17 protein-coding genes are annotated in these 18,055 nt (G+C 49.3%); 6 read left to right on the top strand and 11 right to left on the bottom strand.

Features of this window, described 5'->3' with window-relative positions; translation table 11 throughout:
* Nucleotides 1–8 precede the first annotated feature (8 nt).
* The 3 genes from G3M78_12480 to secA all read left to right on the top strand — a co-directional run bounded on the left by G3M78_12480 (nucleotide 9) and on the right by secA (nucleotide 4,765).
* Nucleotides 9–905, top strand: coding sequence for a tetratricopeptide repeat protein (locus G3M78_12480; protein ID QPJ66164.1), 897 nt, complete (start codon nucleotides 9–11; stop codon nucleotides 903–905).
* Nucleotides 906–1,051: 146 nt separating this feature from the next.
* Nucleotides 1,052–1,981 (top strand): peptidoglycan DD-metalloendopeptidase family protein, encoded by a 930-nt coding sequence (locus G3M78_12475; GenBank protein ID QPJ66163.1) that lies wholly within the window; start codon nucleotides 1,052–1,054, stop codon nucleotides 1,979–1,981.
* Between the two features lie 225 nt (nucleotides 1,982–2,206).
* Nucleotides 2,207–4,765, top strand: coding sequence for a preprotein translocase subunit SecA (gene secA, locus G3M78_12470; GenBank protein ID QPJ66162.1), 2,559 nt, complete (start codon nucleotides 2,207–2,209; stop codon nucleotides 4,763–4,765).
* A gap of 4 nt (nucleotides 4,766–4,769) precedes the next feature.
* On the opposite strand, the gene G3M78_12465 is transcribed toward secA, so the two are convergent.
* Together G3M78_12465 and G3M78_12460 are read right to left on the bottom strand one after the other, a co-directional pair.
* A complete protein-coding gene (locus G3M78_12465; protein QPJ66161.1) occupies nucleotides 4,770–5,597 on the bottom strand; it encodes a TraR/DksA family transcriptional regulator in 828 nt (275 codons plus the stop codon).
* Between the two features lie 286 nt (nucleotides 5,598–5,883).
* Nucleotides 5,884–6,171, bottom strand: coding sequence for a Dabb family protein (locus G3M78_12460; protein QPJ66160.1), 288 nt, complete (start codon nucleotides 6,169–6,171; stop codon nucleotides 5,884–5,886).
* Between the two features lie 127 nt (nucleotides 6,172–6,298).
* Here G3M78_12460 and G3M78_12455 point away from each other — a divergent pair, with 127 nt between their 5' ends.
* Nucleotides 6,299–7,021, top strand: coding sequence for a DnaJ domain-containing protein (locus G3M78_12455; protein QPJ66159.1), 723 nt, complete (start codon nucleotides 6,299–6,301; stop codon nucleotides 7,019–7,021).
* 3 nt (nucleotides 7,022–7,024) lie between these two features.
* Here the strand turns inward: G3M78_12455 and G3M78_12450 are convergent, their stop codons facing one another.
* The 8 genes from G3M78_12450 to G3M78_12415 form a co-directional block, all read right to left on the bottom strand.
* Complete coding sequence (locus G3M78_12450; GenBank protein QPJ66158.1) at nucleotides 7,025–8,311, bottom strand: HlyC/CorC family transporter; 1,287 nt, start codon at nucleotides 8,309–8,311, stop codon at nucleotides 7,025–7,027.
* Nucleotides 8,312–9,607, bottom strand: a complete 1,296-nt coding sequence (locus G3M78_12445) for an HlyC/CorC family transporter (protein QPJ66854.1) — start codon at nucleotides 9,605–9,607, stop codon at nucleotides 8,312–8,314.
* A gap of 101 nt (nucleotides 9,608–9,708) precedes the next feature.
* Complete coding sequence (gene thiL, locus G3M78_12440; protein QPJ66157.1) at nucleotides 9,709–10,728, bottom strand: thiamine-phosphate kinase; 1,020 nt, start codon at nucleotides 10,726–10,728, stop codon at nucleotides 9,709–9,711.
* Between the two features lie 31 nt (nucleotides 10,729–10,759).
* Nucleotides 10,760–10,987: a hypothetical protein gene (locus tag G3M78_12435; GenBank protein QPJ66853.1), complete on the bottom strand. Its 228-nt coding sequence runs from the start codon at nucleotides 10,985–10,987 to the stop codon at nucleotides 10,760–10,762.
* A gap of 41 nt (nucleotides 10,988–11,028) precedes the next feature.
* Nucleotides 11,029–12,462 carry a YdiU family protein gene (locus G3M78_12430; GenBank protein QPJ66156.1) on the bottom strand — a complete coding sequence of 478 codons (1,434 nt, stop codon included), beginning with the start codon at nucleotides 12,460–12,462 and terminating at the stop codon, nucleotides 11,029–11,031.
* A 156-nt stretch (nucleotides 12,463–12,618) separates the two neighbouring features.
* Entirely contained in the window at nucleotides 12,619–13,269 is a 651-nt protein-coding gene (locus G3M78_12425; GenBank protein QPJ66155.1) for a DUF1566 domain-containing protein, read from the bottom strand.
* A 139-nt stretch (nucleotides 13,270–13,408) separates the two neighbouring features.
* Complete coding sequence (locus G3M78_12420) at nucleotides 13,409–14,227, bottom strand: iron dicitrate transport regulator FecR (protein QPJ66154.1); 819 nt, start codon at nucleotides 14,225–14,227, stop codon at nucleotides 13,409–13,411.
* Nucleotides 14,214–14,867, bottom strand: a complete 654-nt coding sequence (locus G3M78_12415) for an HD domain-containing protein (GenBank protein QPJ66153.1) — start codon at nucleotides 14,865–14,867, stop codon at nucleotides 14,214–14,216. The genes G3M78_12420 and G3M78_12415 overlap by 14 nt, the downstream gene beginning before the upstream one ends.
* A 70-nt stretch (nucleotides 14,868–14,937) precedes the next feature.
* Between G3M78_12415 and G3M78_12410 the strand changes: the two genes are divergently transcribed.
* A complete protein-coding gene (locus G3M78_12410; protein QPJ66152.1) occupies nucleotides 14,938–15,618 on the top strand; it encodes a hypothetical protein in 681 nt (226 codons plus the stop codon).
* 3 nt (nucleotides 15,619–15,621) lie between these two features.
* Here G3M78_12410 and G3M78_12405 read toward each other — a convergent pair whose 3' ends face one another.
* Entirely contained in the window at nucleotides 15,622–16,287 is a 666-nt protein-coding gene (locus G3M78_12405; protein ID QPJ66852.1) for a phosphoadenylyl-sulfate reductase, read from the bottom strand.
* Between the two features lie 328 nt (nucleotides 16,288–16,615).
* On the opposite strand from G3M78_12405, the gene G3M78_12400 reads away from it, so the two are divergent.
* Nucleotides 16,616–17,953, top strand: a complete 1,338-nt coding sequence (locus G3M78_12400; GenBank protein ID QPJ66151.1) for a PDZ domain-containing protein — start codon at nucleotides 16,616–16,618, stop codon at nucleotides 17,951–17,953.
* The last annotated feature ends 102 nt before the right edge of the window (nucleotides 17,954–18,055 follow it).

The following is an 18,055-nucleotide window of genomic DNA, read 5'->3' as shown; positions in this document are numbered from 1 at the left end:
TCTCGATAATGCGATATTCTTTGTTCATTATTTTCGCGTTGACGCTTGTCGTTAATATTGCGTCCGCAACGGCTCAGCCTCATCCCGGCGCGATGTCGCTCGACGCGCAGGGTCGCGCTGAAATGCTTGCCATGCAGGGGCGTTTCGAAGATTCCGTCAAAGCTTATATGAAGCTGGTTGAAGAGCCGAACGCAAGCAGTTCGCTGGTGCGCGGTCTGGTCAAAGCCTCGGCTGGCGGGGGATTCTTGAAACCGACCCGCGCCTTTCTGGAGACTCGATTGCAGTCGAGTCCGTCTCCAATACTGTTTGGCATCGGTCTGTCATTTTATTACGAGGGTAATTTCGACGCCGCTGAAGACCGTTTGCGTCGCTCCATTCGGGAAGATTCGAAGAACAGTCTGGCCCTGAACGCATTGGGCGCCACTCTGGCGCGCAAAGGTCGGTTTGACGAGGGCGAGACGCTGGTTCGCAGGGCGATGGAAATCGATCCTTCCGACATTCTCTATTACAATAATCTGCTGGGCCTGCTGAATGAGCGAGGTCAGGGAGAGCGATTTCGGCAGGAGTATCAAGAATCATTAGAAAATGGCCGAAAAGAAAAGGCGGCGCTCTATGGTCGCGCTCTGGCGCGGTCGCTCCGGCAGGACGGGTTCAGAAGTTACGAAGCGGGGGATATAGAGGGGACAATTGAGGCCTTCATGAAAATCGCCGAGATCAATACGGCCACCGGCAATACGCCGGGCCGGGTGCAGGCCTTGTTCAGTCTTGGCGTGCTTTACGAAGAAACAGGCGATGTTGAAAAAGCGCAATCTTATTACGATGAAGTTCTGCGCATCAACCCCGAGCATATCCAGGCCCGTGAAAAAAGCAAAGTCGGGCAGGGTGGGGCCTTAGAGGTCCGATAAATACTGGAAAACGCCGGATTATTCCCCTGCGCATAATCAGGCGAAAGTTAAATAAGTCTTGACAAAATAAAGGGTTAAAGCTAGGATCAAGCGGGTGACCCTTGTGTTTTCAGTTCCGCGAAAAGTACCTTGGACAAGGAGGTAAAGTGGATAAAGATTTCTATACTCTGATGATTTTTTCTGGCGCGACAGGATCGCCCAGGAAAACTCGTATTTCGAAACGTCTGGTCAAATGCACGCTGGCGCTTTCTATCAGCGCGTTGATAGCCTTTGGCGGTTTCTCCTATTATTTTTCGCAGAAGTACATTCAGCTAACGGCGGATCAGGATCAGTTGGCTGAGTTGCGCCGCGAATCGAAACTGCAAAAAGTGCAGGTAGAGAAATTTGCCAAGCAGGTGCGTAATTTCGAAGATGAAATGGCGCGGCTGGAACGTTTTGAGAAAAAATTAAGAGTCATCACCGCTTTGGAAAATTCTCCTGTATCTTCAGAGAAGGTATGGGGTGTTGGCGGACCTTACGGTTTGGCGAATGCAAGTATCACCACTTCCTTGAAACGGGACGCGCATAGTCTGGCCAAGCGGCTGTCCGGGAATCTGGGGAACCTGGCGAATCAGGCAAAGGCACAGGCTATCTCCTTTCAGGAATTAGACGAATTTTTCAAGAGTCAAAAATCGCTGTTGTCTTCCACACCGTCTATCTGGCCGTTGCGCGGTTGGGTGACTTCCGGGTTTGGGTTTAGAAAATCGCCCTTCACGGGGCTACAGGAAAAGCATGAGGGCTGGGACATCGCCGCGCGCTTTGGTTCGCCGGTACGAGCGACTGCTGATGGAATCGTTGTGGTTTCCGGTCGGGAATATGGTTATGGGAAAATGGTGGAGATCGATCATGGTTATGGATTGATCACTCGATACGGACACAATTCCAAGCATCTAGTTAAAGTCGGGGACCGCGTTAAGCGCGGTCAGCAAATTGCCGAAGTGGGCAACACCGGTCGAAGCACTGGGCCGCATCTGCATTATGAAGTGTTGCTGAGGGGCGTTCCATTGAATCCCAAAAACTATATTCTGGAAGAATAGGGCGCGTCTCGGGTTCCGGTAGGCGCAGGTTTGCTGTTGGTGATGCAAGGCAAACGTTAAATTTTCCCACAAGCGTTTTCCATGCTGAGGATTCAGCTCGATGGAACGCTGTCCGACACTACTGAAAATTCCGAATTAACATCCATTTTAATTTAAATTGAATCTGATGAACGGTCTGCATGACGTTTGTTGCGTTGCAAATTATCGCACATTGAAGGTTGATATATGGCATTAGGATTTTTGTCGAAGATTTTTGGAACGCGAAACGATCGCGAGTTAGCGCGCATACAAGGACTCGTTGAGAAGATCAACCAGTTGGAAGAGAGCGTGAAAGGTTTGTCGGATCCCGCGTTGCGCGGCAAAACTCACGAATTGAAAGCTCAGCTGGAAAAGGGCGCAAGCCTGGATGATATTCTGCCGGAAGCCTTTGCCGTGGTCAGGGAAGCTGGAATCCGCTCCCTCAAAATGCGCCATTTCGACGTGCAAATGATCGGTGGAGTGGTTTTGCACGAAGGCAAGATTTCTGAAATGAAAACCGGCGAGGGTAAAACCCTCATGTCGACTCTGCCTGCGTATCTGAATGCGCTTTCTGGAAAAGGCGTGCATGTCGTCACAGTGAACGAATACCTGGCGGGACGAGACGCCGAATGGATGGGGCAATTATTTAATTTCCTGGGCATGTCGGTTGGCGTGATTTCCCACGATATGGACGATCAGGAAAGACGCGCGGCGTATCGCGCAGACATCACTTATGGAACCAACAATGAGTTTGGTTTTGATTATCTACGCGACAATATGAAGTACGATGCGAATCAGTTCGCGCAACGCGAGTTGAATTTCGCCATTGTCGATGAGGTGGACAGTATTCTTATTGATGAATCTCGAACGCCGCTCATCATTTCAGGTCCTGCCGAAGAGTCCACGACCAAGTATCATGAAGTCAATCAGTTCATGCCGAAATTGATAAAAGAGAAGCATTATACCGTTGAGGAAAAAAGCAAAACGGCGGCGTTGAATGAAGACGGCATTTCCTTTCTTGAAGAGTTGTTGCAGATCGATAACCTTTATGATCCCAAACATATTGAGACCCTGCATTGCGCGCAACAGGCTTTGAAGGCGCACGCCATGTTTAAAAATGAAGTCGACTATGTGGTCAAAGACGGTCAGGTGGTCATCATTGATGAGTTCACAGGGCGCATGATGACGGGGCGACGCTACAGCGACGGTTTGCATCAGGCTCTGGAAGCCAAAGAGGGGGTTAAGATAGAAAACGAAAACCAGACTCTGGCATCCATTACCTTTCAAAACTATTTCCGCATGTACGACAAGTTGAGCGGCATGACGGGTACGGCGGACACCGAGGCGGAGGAATTCAACTCGATTTACGGATTGGACGTGGTGGTGATTCCGACCAACCAGCCGATGATTCGTGAAGACCACCCCGACGTGATTTATGGCAGTGAAGCGGAGAAATTCGAAGCGGTTATCGAGGAAATCCGTGAATTGAACGATGCGGGCCGACCGGTTCTGGTGGGAACCATTTCGATTGAAAAATCCGAAGCGCTGGGCAAGCAGTTGAAACGTATTGGAATCAAACACAACGTGCTCAACGCAAAACAGCACGAGCGCGAAGCCGAGATCATTTCCCAGGCGGGACAAATGGGGGCTGTGACAATCGCTACAAACATGGCGGGACGCGGTACGGATATCGTGCTGGGCGAAGGCGTTCCCGAATTGGGAGGCTTGCATATTCTCGGAACGGAACGACATGAAAGTCGTCGCATCGACAACCAGTTGAGAGGGCGCGCGGGCCGACAGGGGGATAATGGATCCTCTCGATTTTATTTGTCGCTTGAAGACGACCTCATGCGTATTTTCGGGTCTGAGAAAATCGCCGGTTTGATGCAACGTCTGGGCTTGGAAAACGGTCAGCCCATTGAGCACGCAATGGTCTCAAAGGCGGTCGCCAATGCGCAGAAAAAAGTTGAGGCGCATAATTTTGATATTCGAAAGCACTTGCTCGAATACGACAACGTCATGAATCGTCAGCGAGAAGTGTTTTATACATTGAGAAGAGACATTTTACTCGGCTCCAACCAGAATGAGATTTTGATTGAAATGGGGGAGGAGACGCTCGACCGTAAACTTCATGAAATCGCCCCCGACAAAATCTATCCTGAAGAATGGGATATCGAGTCATTGAATGAGTTTTTGCATCGACAATATGGCATTGGTATCGAAAAGCCAAGCGACCATGAGTTACTGCTCAATGAAACGCATCGTATTGAGTTGGAGGATTGTAATCGCGAGAAGTTGTTTGAAGTTATTTCTGCTGAATTGAACCAGCTTTATAACAAAAAAGTCGAAGATATCGAGCCGCAGGCCATGCGCCATCTGGAAAAAATGGTGATGCTTCAGGTGGTTGACAAACTCTGGAAAGATCATTTGCTTGGGATGGATCATCTCAAGGAAGGCATCAGTCTGCGCGGTTACGCCCAGAAGAATCCGTTGACGGAGTACAAGAAGGAAGGTTTTGAAATGTTCTCCCTGATGATGGAGCGAATTCAGGAGGAGTGTTCAGAGTTCCTGTTCAAAGCCCAACTCAACGTCGAGGAATCGATGGATGTCGAGGAAAAACCCGAGCCCAAGGTGGTGGAGCATCGCGGCGGAGAGGCCGAAAGCCAGGCCAAGGAACCGGCAAAGCGTGAAGAGGCAAAAGTAGGCAGAAACGACCCCTGCTCCTGTGGAAGCGGTAAGAAATATAAAAAGTGTTGCGGAAAATAATTCCTTATTTCGTTTCCATTAAAGTTTGGCATTCAATACACAACGTGGTCAAAGGAAGAATTTGCAACCGCTTTGAGCTGATTCTTTTTTCGCAGGATTCACAAATCCCATAAGTTCCTTCGTCCATTTTGATCAATGCATCCTCGATCAATTTCAATTCGTTCCTGTCCCGGCTGGTCAGCTGAAACATCATCTCCCGCCCTTCAAGACTTGAAGCCAGATCAATTTCATTACTGAAGGTCAATTCTCCTATATCCCGTTCCGCGTTCTGGGAAGACTGAATAATCTTAAACAGTTCGCCGCGCGAGTGAACCAAACCCTCTCGGATCTTTTTAATGATCGGATCGGATATGGGTTTTGCCTTGGGTGCAGGAGGAGTTTTCTTTTCAGCCGGTTTACTTGCCGCGACCTTTTGTGGCTTGACTTGTTTTTTTACGGACTTTTTTGCAGGAGCTGTCGTTTTTTTAGCGACCGGTTTTTTTTTCGGCGGAACTTTTTTACTGACTGCTTTTTTCCTGGAGGCGGTTGATTTTTTCTCTTTAGGGGAGGTTTTGGGAGCTTTCGTCTTTTTAGTTTTGGCTTGAGGCTTGGCCTTTGCTTTGGATTTAGCTTTTGCCTTACTCTTTGCTTTTACCTTGGTCTTAGGTTTTGCTTTAGGACTGGAGGGTTTGGATTTTTTTACAGGTTTCTTTTTAGCGACCGATTTTTTACTTTTGGGTACGGATTTCTTTTTCACGTTTTTTTTCTTCGCGGCGCTTTTGGTTTTCCCGGTCGTTGCCTTCTTTTTGACGGCCTTCTTTTTCTTTACCGCTTTTTTTGTTGCCTTTGCCATGGACAACCTCCTGATCTTTTGGAACGAGCAATCTAATTATTGCAGTTCTATCCGGTTGCTAGTAATGAAACGTTTGAGCGACTGTTGGGACCATCGTTTATTATCGTTTGTTCGTGGAGCGGGGCCAGTCCAGAAATCACCCTATGCAAGCCGGTCAAATCCTTCCCCGATTAAAATCGTCGAAGGATATCAATTACAATCATAAATTTCAAGACTTTAATTTGCTATGGGGGATATTTTTTATAGTTCGGAAAATCTGGCTTTGCAGGGTAATTATGCTGGAAGGTCAGATTTCATAATCAACAACTACGGATTGCTTGCAAAGCGATCGTATCGTTTTGATGACGGGTTGATGATTGGGGTGTGCGGCATAGGTTTCGAGTCCTTCTTTATCGTCAAAATGCGTGGTGAGAACCAGATCAAAACTCCGTTCAGAACTTTTAAAATCCACGCCAACCTCAATGAAGCGCAGGCTTTCAATGGCTCCTTCTAGACTTTTCAAGGAAGCGATGGCTTGCTCCATATTTTCTTTTGTTTTGTTTTCCAGCTTGAACATAACGATATGCTTTATCATGAGAGTCCTTTTTGCGAGCGTTTTTGGTTGGGCGTTGTTTGGTCTTGATCTGACAAGGAACTGGAGAGTATCATATTTTTTTGATTCGTATGAACGGGAACTTTGATATGTCGGCTGAGGAATTTTTATGTCCTGGATGATGGGAGCGGGCCTGGGGTTTTTGCGCGGAGGTCCCTTGGGGGCTATCGTGGTTGGCGCCGTTCAGCATTTTATATCCAAGGCGATGAAGAAAAAGCTGGAGGCCAGCCTTCCGGGTCTGGCGAATCGCCAGATTTTTATCGCTTCGCTTGTGGCTCTGGTGGCGCGCGTGGGTATCGAGAAGGGGCCGCTCAGCCCGCGAGAAATTTCCGTAATCCGTCGTTTTTTTACTAAAAATCTGGATTACGCTTCTGACGATCTTTCTTTTGTGAGCGATATTGCGCAACAGGTGCAAAAAGCGCGGCCGGATTTAATGCCTATTGTTGAGGATTATAAAAAATCGTCCAACAATTTGTACTTATCTCTGGCGCTGGCGCTCGCCTATCAAATCACGATGGTGGGGAATGGGCTGAATTCGCAAACTCAGAAAATCATCAACCAGTTGGCGGATTACCTCGGACTTTCCTACGACGCCCACGACCAGGTGAGGCGTAAGTATTCTTTGGAAGCATTGAAAACGCCTTATACAATTTTAGAGATTAAATCGTCAGCGTCCAATGAAGAGATCAAGAAGGCGTATCGGAAGATGGCGTCGCGATTTCATCCTGATCGGGCCGGTCATGACGGAGGCAGTCCTGAAACGGCGCATTTAAAATTTCTGGAGATACAGGGCGCTTACCAGGAGCTTGAGCGCATGCGGGAAATTGATTGACGGTCAATCGTTGTCGCTGGTTTTACCGTTAGCGTCGTCTTCGTTTTCCGGGTTCAACTGCCTCACGATAATCGATATCACACGTCGCTTGCTGGCTTCCTTGACGGTCAAACGATAACCGTTGAGGGTGATCTGATCGCCGGGGGAAGGGATTTTTTCGAGATGGTGAATGATCAGACCGCCAAGCGTCTCAAAGTCTTCTTCATTGGGTAGGTTCAGCCCGAGGGTTTCATTGATGGATTCAATTTCCATACTCGCTTCGATGAGATAGTCCCCGTCGGAATAATTTTCGTATTGTTTTCCCATCTTGTCGAATTCATCTTCGATTTCGCCGACGATTTCTTCCAGAAGATCTTCTACTGTCGCCAAACCAATACAGCCGCCATATTCATCCACCACGATCGCCATGTGAAGTCCGCGCGTTTGCAGTTCTTTGAGCAGGTCGTCGATCTTTTTGCTGGGCGGCACGTAATAGGCCGGGCGAACGATGGGCGATATGGAACTGCTGTCAATGGGCTGGTCGATCAGGTCAAAGGTATTCATCACGCCGATGATGTTGTGGATGCGTTGATGAAAGATCGGAAGCCGCGAACAACCGGAGTCGATCGCCATTTTGTGCGCTTCCTCCATGGTCGTGGCGTCGCTGACGGCGAACATTTGAACGAGAGGGGTCATGCATTGTTCAACGGCGATTTCTCCGAAATTGAATATGCGGTGAATGATTTTACGCTCGGTCGGCCCGAGGTGTATGGTTTGTGAATCGAGGCTGACGATACGGCGTATCTGATCCCGGCTGAAGGTGGCTTCGTTGTCGTTATCGTCGCCGAGAACGCCGCGAGAAACGTTTTCCGTAGCGCGGCAGGTCCAGATAATGAAGGGATAAAATAATTTGCTGAAAAAAGTCAGCGGGGCTGCAAGGGATTGCGAGAGTTCATCGGCTCGATTCTGAAAAATGATTTTTGGTACGATTTCGCCGCCAAACAGAATCAGAGGAGAGATGATGAGCATGGCCATCCATTCTCCGCTTTTTCCAAAATTTTCAACCATGTAGCCGGTGAAAATTGCAGTCGAAGAGACGACGGATAGATTGGTTCCCAATGATGTGGTTGCGAAGAGGCGTTCCGGGTTTTTCAAAAACTCCAATATGGTTTTAGCTCTTTCGTCTCCAGCCTCAGCGTTTTGCCGTAAGCGCGCCCGGTTGACCGAGATCAACGCAATTTCAGAGCCGGAGAAAAAGGCCTCAAACAAGATGAACAAAGCGATGAAAACCAATGATGGTAAGAGGTCCATTTATTTAGCGTCGTCCTCAATCGGGTTTTCGGGTTCATTGATCTCCATTACGTTCAGACGCAGTGAAATGATTCTTGCGCCTTTCATCTTCTCGATGTGGAATTTGTAACAGCCGAGAGAAACAGTTTCACCGCTACGGGGAACGCGACCGAATAGCCCAAAGACCAGCCCGCCAACGGTTTCGTGACCGTCTTCCGGTAAGGGTTGAGCGAAGTTCTGGTTGAAGTCGTATATGGAGTAGTTCGCGGCCATTCGATAGGTGTTGTCTTTGATTTTGACAAAGGGTTCCTCTTCCTTACGCATTTCGCTATCAATCTCACCCACCAGTTCCTCCAGAATATCTTCCAGCGTGATGAGTCCGCTGAGGCTACCATACTCATCGAGCACGATGGCAAGGTGCTGTTTCATCTTGCGAAATTCTTCGAGGAGTTCTTTGATTTTTTTTGACTTGGGGACGAAATGCGGGGGGTGAAGCATGTTCTTCAGATTGAAATTTTCTGGCGGCAGATTTTTATAGCGAATCAGTTCCTTGGTATAGAGGATGCCGATCACGGTTTCGCCGTCTTCGCTGAGAACGGGGACTCTTGCGAAAAAATTCTCCATGATTTTCGGTAGAATATTTTGAAACGAGTTTTCGTTTTCCATCGTCACCATGTCGATCTTGGGGACCATGATGTCGCCGGCCGTTGTTTCGCCAAATTCGATGACGTTATGAATCATCGTGCTTTCTTCGGAATCGAGTACGCCGTCGCCTTCTCCCATTTGCACCATGGCCTTGAATTCTTCATCCGTGATCATGGAGTCCTTGTCAACCAGTTTGCCGAATCCAATCATAGCGATAAATTTTTCAGCGATATGCGTGAAAAAACGGCGTGCGGGATGAACAAGCACTGAAAAAATTTTCAAGGGATAGGCCGCGATCAGGGCATATGGAGCGGCAGATTTGAGCGACAGGCTTTTCGGGAAAATTTCTCCAAAGATCAGAAGCAACAGCGTTCCCACGCCGATAGCGATGCCGACGCCGATGCTTCCAAACAGAGTGATGGCGATGGAGGTCACGACGACGGAGCAACCGATGTTGACCAGCTCGTTGCCTATATAAATGGTGATGAGAAGGTCGCGCGGTTTCTCCAGGAGTTCATGGACGAATCTCCCTGAACGACCTTTTTTCTCCTTTAAATCTTCAGTTTGAAGTGAATTGAGTGAGAAAAAAGCCGCTTCGCAGGCGGAGAAAAAGGCGGAACAACAAAGAAGTATGAATAGAAGAATGGAGCGCGGTAATATCGGGTCGTCCAAAATTAAAAATGACTCCACATGGGCTGGGTTTCCTTCAAATGGAAGGAATTCTGACGAGAGTCGAAGCTCTGCGCCAATAACAAAGAATCGCCCATTTCCAATTAAAAATGTTGATAGCCCATCAAGTTTTTAACGGATTGAGGTCGGCCTTCGAGATCTTTCAGCAATAATTTGCCAGGGAGAGCTGTTATCTCCCCAATCGGAACCGCCCCGGAATGGGTCTTGTCGAATAATTTGGTTATTTTTTTAACATCTAAGGGATTTAAAGTAAACAATAATTCATAGTCCTCTCCACCGCTCAGAGCTAATTCCCATAAATTCAATTTATTAGCGGCACATACCCGTTTGAAGGCGGGTGAAAGAGGAAGTTGTGCGGAGTCTATAATTGATCCGGTTCCAGAGGCGGCGTCAAGATGTTTGAGGTCTTGTATCAGCCCGTCGCTGATGTCAATCATTGAGGTGACACGCAGGGAAGAGTTGGCCAGTTTTTGGGCTTCAAGAGAGCGAGCTCTGGGATTGAGATGTCTTTCCGTGAGATAGCGTCGGTCTGCTTTGGACAGCTTCCAGGCGCGCCTGGGACTGGATAATATTTTCAGGCCCAGCGCCGAGTCTCCAAGAAAGCCGGTAGTCAGGATCGCGTCGCCGGGCCGGGCGCCGGAACGGTAAAAGATGCGCCTGGCTTTGCCTTCCCCGAAGATCGTTATATTGATGAACAGGTGTTTGGGAGAGGACACGGTGTCGCCGCCGGCGAGTTGAATGCCGTATGCAGAGCAAGCCCGATTGATGCCGCGGTAAAAGCGTTTGAGAAAAGCATAGGAGATTGTTTTTGGAATGCCGAGGGATATCAGCGCGCTTTGCGGAACGGCTCCCATTGCCGCCACGTCGCTGACGTTGACGGAGATGCATTTCATCCCCAGTTGTTCGGGCGTTGTGGTTGTGAGCTTGAAGTGCACGGTTTCGATCAGCGCGTCGGTCGATGCGACGTAGCGCTTGCCGCCGCGTTCTTCATAAACTGCGCAATCGTCGCCGATGCCTTTATGGACGCTGGCAGATTTTGCGGTGAGCAAACGGTCCACTTTTCCGATGAAACCAAATTCCCCCAGTTGTGTTAAATCAGTCATGTGTTTACAGACGGCGACCGGGGCCGAACGATCAGGTATTATTCAAGAGGTCTCGGGCGAGCGCATCCACGTCGAATTTTTTCTCGATTTTGATTGTGATGTTGTCGCCCTCGGCAAGATTGAGTTTTTGAAAATCTTCAAGCCTGAGGGTGAATTCGATGTGCTCTTCCGTGTCCGGCACCCAAACCGAGATCGCACGACTTTGTCCCGCTTGGTTGGGAGGGCACACGACCTCCGTGACTTCTGCATCCATTCTTATCATAACAGTATCCTTTCAGGTGTATTCTTTGTCGTCGGCAGTCAGGCGGAACAACTCAGGCGCCATTCGACAAAGGACTGCGGGGTGTCGTCAAAATAAATATCCGTTTCGTCCCAATCACCCGGAGCGTTGTCGAAGGGATTGAGACAGAGCAGACGCAGGCGCTCCACTTCGGAAAAATCTGATTGCTGGAGGGCCTTGCTGATCGCTCGTTCCAAGAGGTGATTGCGCAGGATGAACCGGGGGTTGACCTGGTTCATTGCCTGATTGCGGTCGGCGAAATCCTCCCCCTCACGATCGATCAATTTTTTGTACAGATTGAGCCATTCATCGAGCGCGGCCTTGTCGTCGAAATAATTGTTCAAATCCTGCCAGGAGCCTTCGGGGTATTCGGCGAGGAGTCTGAAAAAATTTGTGAAATCAGCCTGGCTTTTGCTGAGAAGATTGAACATGCGCCCGACCAGATCGGAAAAGGATTCGTCCAGCGCCTGCAATCCCAGCTTTCTTCCGAACAGTTCTTTTAATGTCTGGTTGTATACCGGTTGATAGTTTTTCAATTCGCTTTCAAGGTCGTCCGGGTCGATCAGGTGCGTCAAGGTTTCCCCCAGTTTGCCCAGATTCCAGTGACCGATCTCCGGTTGCTGACCGTAAGCGTAACGTCCGTTATGATCCGAAGAATTTGGAGAGAAATGCGGGTTGAATCTGTCGATGAAGCCGAAGGGGCCGTAGTCGAAAGTCGCTCCGGTAATCGACATATTGTCGGTATTCATCACGCCATGCACAAAGCCGACGGATTGCCAGAGCGCGATCATCGTCGCCGTGCGTTTGATGACCTCGCGGAAGAACAACAGATATTTGTCGGGAAGCGAGGCAAATTCTGAAAACTGTTTTTCAATAGTGTAGTCGAGTAAGCGGGTGGTCTTGTCGGGTTGATTGGTGTAATGAAAAAATTCAAAACTGCCAAAGCGGATATGCGAATCGCTCAGACGAACGACGATCGCCGCCAGTTCCGGGCGTTGTCTGTAAATCAAATCGCGAATGCCGATGAGGGCCAGAGCGCGGGTTGTGGGGACGCCGAGCGCGTGCAAGGCTTCTCCCGCCAAATACTCGCGGATGGAAGAGCGCAGTGTGGCGCGACCGTCGAAGCCTCTGGAAAAACGTGTGGGACCGCAACCTTTCAGGTAAACATCCCAGGACCCGTGGCCGGCATCGATTTCGGTGAGAAGCAGTCCGCGTCCATCCCCCAGGCGCGGGTTGTATGAACCGAACTGGTGGCCTGAATAAGCCATCGCCAAAGGACGGGAACCGGGCAGTTCTTGATTGCCAGAAAAAATCTGAACAAAATCAGGATCGTTAACGCAGTCCGGGGTCAGGCCCAGCAGACTGGCGCCCTCGGGGCTAAAATTGACAAGGTAAGGGTCGGTGACGGGATCCGGGGATTTGAACTGGCAAAAATCGGTTCCCAGTTCCGCCATGGAATTGGAAATCTTTAAACGCTCAAGACTGGACTTTAATTGCGTAGAAATTTTCTGTCTCCCTATATAAACGTTTGGAAATGACGCCTGAATTGCAGACGTGTTTGTTAGATGCAGGAAACGTTCTTAAGGGATCATTTAATTGAAGCGATCGGGTTACTTGAGTTCCTGAACCGTCCAGATATGGTAATTGTCCGCCGTTGTGTGATGCCAGAACACCGCGTTGATGTTGAAATGCACCAGCCATACCGCTTGCTCGCCTTGTTGGCAGATTTTCTTTTGATAGCGATCCTCGATCACCGAAATCTCCGCGCAGGATGTGCTTGTCCAATAGTAATGCCCCGTTCCATCGTCGAAGAGGGGATTGATCCAGGCTTTTTTACCGCTGGCATTGATGATTCTCTCTTCAAACAGGAGGGTTTTCAATTCAACGAGCGTCGGTAGGCGCCATCCGAATTTACCGCCAATATTGGATTTGAAGGCTAATTTTTTAGCGTCCTTAAATGTCGCTCTGACGAGCGCTCCTTCTTCGCGCAGACCCGTTTTTGCCCATAGCAGTTTGTTTGTCGTGTCGGAAATTGTGCCGTCGCCATTATCTACAAAGTTTGGCGCTTGCAGGTCTTCAAGGATTGCTTCATTGACCTTCTTGCATTCAGCCAGCATGGGACCTGCATTGGGACATTGATTTAAGATATCAAAATGGCCCATTGTCCCTATCATCGAACAGACTTCTTCTTTCTCACAACCTGCGTATGCGGGAGCGATGTTGAATCCAAATAATGCAAACAATAAAATGACGATCTGCATGGCCAGTTATTCTCCTCAATATCCGTAAGATTTTAAAATGGTCTACGGCCTATCCTTAATTTATTGACAGAAGGATACTATAAATTGAAATGCTTGGAAAATTAAAATACAAGCGCGCTGGAGTTATAATCCGGACGCTTCAAATCAGGTCGTTCAACTGGGTCAGAGCGGCTTTGCTGGGCAGTGAAATGAAGTGATCGGTATTGACAATGCGATTGGCGGAGAGGTCTGGATTGATGTTGATTATGCGAGCGCCCGCGCTTTGCAATCGAGAGGCGATATAGTCGTTTGTTGGCACTGCTCCTGAACTGCCAATCAATATCCCCAAGTCGACTGGTTGCTGGAGGAACTCGACGAAATGCGCTTCTTGCCCGGCGTGGCCCACATAGTCGCCGTCGCCGAACATGAGAATATGTGGACGGGCAATCGCTCCACAATTTTTACAAGTCGGGTAGTTGGACGCTTTCATCGTGTCCAGGTCCAACTCGCAAAGCGGGCTGGTTTCTTCGGGCCAGTATTCCTGGGTGCAAACATCAAGACATTGCAGGCGCCACATGGAGCCATGCACTTCCATGACCGATTCGAGCGGAGCGCCGGATCGGAGGTGATAACCGTCGGTGTTGGTGGTGTGAATGAACGAATCTTCGAAGCGGTTTGCCATCCATTCGTTGATGATCGCGTAGCCTTCATGCGGCGTGTTTTCTGTTGCGTTGCGCCTTCGCCATTCATAAAACGCCCAGGCGTGCGGCAATTCATTGCGAAACGCCCAGGGGCTTGCAAGGTCCTGCGCCTCCAGATTTTTTTCCCGAAACGGAGGGAAATTTCTCCAATAGCCTTCTTTGTCGCGAAAGGTGGGAATGTTGGAGTCAGCGCTCATTCCCGCGCTGGTGAGAAATAAAACGCGTTTCGCTCTTACCAGTAGTTTTGCCGCTTCGACGACGCTGTCAACGTTGGCCATCCCATTCCTCATGAAATTGTTCGAGATAAATTTCCATGAAGCGGTGTCGCTCTGCGGCCATGCGCGTGCCCGTTTCGGTCAACATGCGGTCTTTGAGCAAAAGCAGTTTTTCATGGAAATGATTGATCGTGTGCCCTTTGTTTTTTTTGTATTCCTCAAAATTGGAATGCATTTGCGGCGCCTCGGCGGGATCAAAGATCAGTCGATCATGCGCGCCGCCGTAGGCGAATGCGCGAGCGATTCCGATGGCCCCGATGGCGTCCAGCCGATCCGCGTCCTGCACGACCTTGCCCTCCAGAGTGGTCATAGGCGTTTCGGTTCCAGCGCCCTTGTAGGAAACTCCTGCAACGATATCGCAGACCTGCCGGGTCAACTCTTCCGGCGCGTTCAGCGACTCCAGCCACTGGCGCGCCTGGCGCGGACCTTCACTGTCGTCTCCGTCGTAGAATTTCCAGTCCGCCACATCGTGTAACAGCGCGCCCAGTTGCGCAATGTCTGGATTGGCTCCTTCGGCCTTGGCAAGGGTTTGCGCCAGTTTCCACACTCGTTCGATATGGAGCCAGTCGTGCCCGGAGCTGTCGCCAGCGAGCCGAGATTCTATAAAGTCCCGCGTTTTGAGGATGATTTGTTCGTTGGTCATTATGATGCATTCGTTGTGTTGAAAAAAGCCGAGTTGGAACTCTTTCGATTCTGATTTATCATGGGAGTCTATGACAGATTTGCATCAGTTTCAAAATTTAGATGGCGGGGCGTATCGGGCGGGCAACAGCCCGGTTCATACGGTATCCGTTGAAAAAAAGCTGGCGCTTTGTTTTGCGCTGTTCATTGCGGCGGGCGTTAGCAAGGGCTGGGGGCTTGCCGGAGTCGCTTCGCTGGTATGGATTTTCTGGCGTTTGTCAGGGCAAAGTTTTTTCTCGGCTTTGGCCGCCTTGCGCTCGTTTCGGGTATTCATTGTGATGATGGCAGGAGCCTCCCTGTTTTTTCAGGAACCGTCGCTGAGCGGCGGGGGAGGGCGGGTCGGCCTAGTGGATGTGATGCAGTTCGTCGAGCCGACCCTGCAGATGAGCCTTCGATTGATCGTCATGATCTGGATATCCCTGATCTTTACGCGGACAACGTCCCCTTTGGATATCAAGCAGTCTTTGCAGAGCCGCTTTGGGAATCAGGATTCGCCCGGGGGAGGCGCCCCGGAGTTGTTCAAGGTCATGATTCTGTCATGGCAACTACTGCCGGATTTGTTGAAACGATTCATGGCCCAGATACAGCAGGTTTTTTCACGCGATAAAGCGGATCGCAATATTTTCAGACGATCCATGAGCGCGGCCCGTCAGGTCATGCCTTTGGTAGCGCAAGTGATAAAAGAAGCGTCCGCGCCTTCAACATCCCGTTGAGGCTCAGCGTTTGATGTGCAAGCCGCATTCTTTATGTTCCGGGTTTTCCCACCACCAGCGACCCGCCCTTATATCTTCCCCTTCAGCAACCGCCCGCGTACAAGGGGCGCAACCGATACTGGGGTAATTTTTTTCATGCAGGGCATTGACGGGTACGTTGTTGTCCCGAATATAATCTTCCACCTGTTTAACGGTCCAGTCCGCTAGCGGATTGATTTTCACGAGAGACGGATTGTCAGGATCATTGGCGACCTTGAACAAATCCGTTCGCGTGACGCTCTGCTCCCTGCGCAAGCCAGTGACCCAGGCATCGAGGCCGGACAGAGCGCGTTTCAGAGGTTGCACCTTGCGGATAAAACAACATTCCTTGCGGTTGTCCACGCTTTCCCGGAAGGAATAGAATCCCTTCTCGCGCACCAGTTGTTCCGTCGCCTTCTGCTCAGGAAAGAAAACTTCAATATTGATTTTATATTTATTGCGAGCGCGGTCCATGATCTCGTAGGTCTCTTCCGGGAGTCGGCCTGTGTCTAGAGTGAATACGGTGATATCCCCCTCAAGTCGGCTCAGCATATCGAGCAGTACCATATCTTCCATGCCAAAGCTTGAAGCCAGCCCGGCTTTTTTATCAAAGGTTTTGATCGTCCATTGCAGGATTTCCATCACCGGCATTGACTCAAACCGTTTTGCATCAATTTCCATTTCTCATCTCCAATAGCGTGAATATAAGTATTTTAGCAAATTGACGCGCCTTCGTCTAACGCTTAGAGAAAGACAATATGTGGAATATGCGAACTTGCAGGGGTTTTGAAAATCCTTGACTTTGGAGGTGGTTTTTTATAGTTATGGATTTATTCAAGAAAGAGCGATGATTTTCAGCTCCTGTTGTTAAGCTTTGCAAGGCATTTACCGATCAGTTTTGTTTCAATTCAATTTGGATAAGCGCCGTCATACATCCACCCGCACATAAAACGGTCCACTCCGGAGGCATTAAATAACCTTGAAGAAATTCCCAACGTTATTGTTCATTCTATGCCTGATGGTTCCCGGAATCGGCTATTCGCAAAGCAGTCAGTTGTCCATCCTTCAGCAAGCGGAAGAGGAATTGGTCGCCTTATCAGAAAAGGCCCGTCCCACCGTCGTTAATCTATCGCCTTACGTTCCACCCTCGCCCTCGATCCGCCGACACGGTCAGGAAGGCGGTCGCGCCGCCAATGCCGGTTCCGGCGTCATATTCGATGGCGTGAAAGGATTGATTGTAACGAACAGTCATGTCGTCAAGACCTCGCAAAAAATACAAGTGACCTTGTTGAGCGGGGAAGATCATATCGGCGAGATTGTTGGAACGGATGAAGACACCGATCTGGCGGTCGTGCGCATCAAAACGGAAAACCCCTTGCCCACCGCTGTTTTTGGAGATTCAAGTAAGCTCAAGGTCGGACAGTTCGTATTCGCCATCGGCAATCCATACGGTTTACACGACACTCTTACCTTTGGCATTGTCAGCGGACTCAATCGCGAGAATATTAATTTATCGCGCTATGAAGATTTCATTCAAACCGACGCCTCCATCAATCCGGGAAATAGCGGCGGCCCGCTTCTGAATTTGAAAGGAGAGGTCGTCGGAATCAACTCAGCTATCATCAATTACGCGCAAAGTATCGGCTTTGCTATTCCATCTAACATCGTTCAAAGAATCATCGCCCAACTGGTGGCCCATGGAAAAGTCCAGCGCGGCTGGCTGGGAGTGAGTATCGATCCTTTGCCCGACGAACTTGCCGAAAAACTTGGAATCGAAAGAGATGAGGGCGTTCTCGTCAACGCTGTGTTTGATGGAGACCCGGCGCATGCTGCAGGCATACGGGTGGGCGACATCATATTGAAAATAGGTGGAAGCAAGGTTGACTCACCCAACAAACTGATTCGTTTGATCGGATCGGTCAGCCCCGGGCAGTCTGTCAAGGTCGAGCTGTTTCGAGAAGGCAAGCGCGTACCGGTCATGGTCAAACTCGCTTCGCAGATTGTGTCCGAGGGAAGGAATACGGACGAGCTTCCCGCTATGGGAATCTTTGTCGAAAATCTTGGCGGGGAAATAGGTAAACAGTACTATTTGAAGGGTTTAAAAGGAATTGTTGTTTCAAAGGTAGTAATAGGGAGTTCCGCGGATCAAAGAGGCGTTAATAAAGGCGATCTCATCACTTCAGTGAACGGTCAGCAAGTCCTTGGAAAATGGGAATTTAATAAAATAATGGATAAAATTCAGATCGGTTCTCCTACGTTTTTGACGATTCTCAGAAATGACGAAAAATTGCATTTGACTCTTGTACGCGATCACTAAAAATGATATTGTTGCCGACTATTCGCAGGGCTATTCCTACGTCTTGATTTGCCCTTATGAAGCGTCCATTTTATAAGGGCTTGATCATAAAAAGGGGGAATT

The sequence above is a fragment of the Candidatus Nitrohelix vancouverensis genome, assembly GCA_015698305.1.
In the GTDB taxonomy this organism is placed as follows: domain Bacteria; phylum Nitrospinota; class Nitrospinia; order Nitrospinales; family VA-1; genus Nitrohelix; species Nitrohelix vancouverensis.
Note: the sequence above shows the minus strand (reverse complement) of the source record. Positions and strands in the feature narration are given on the sequence as shown.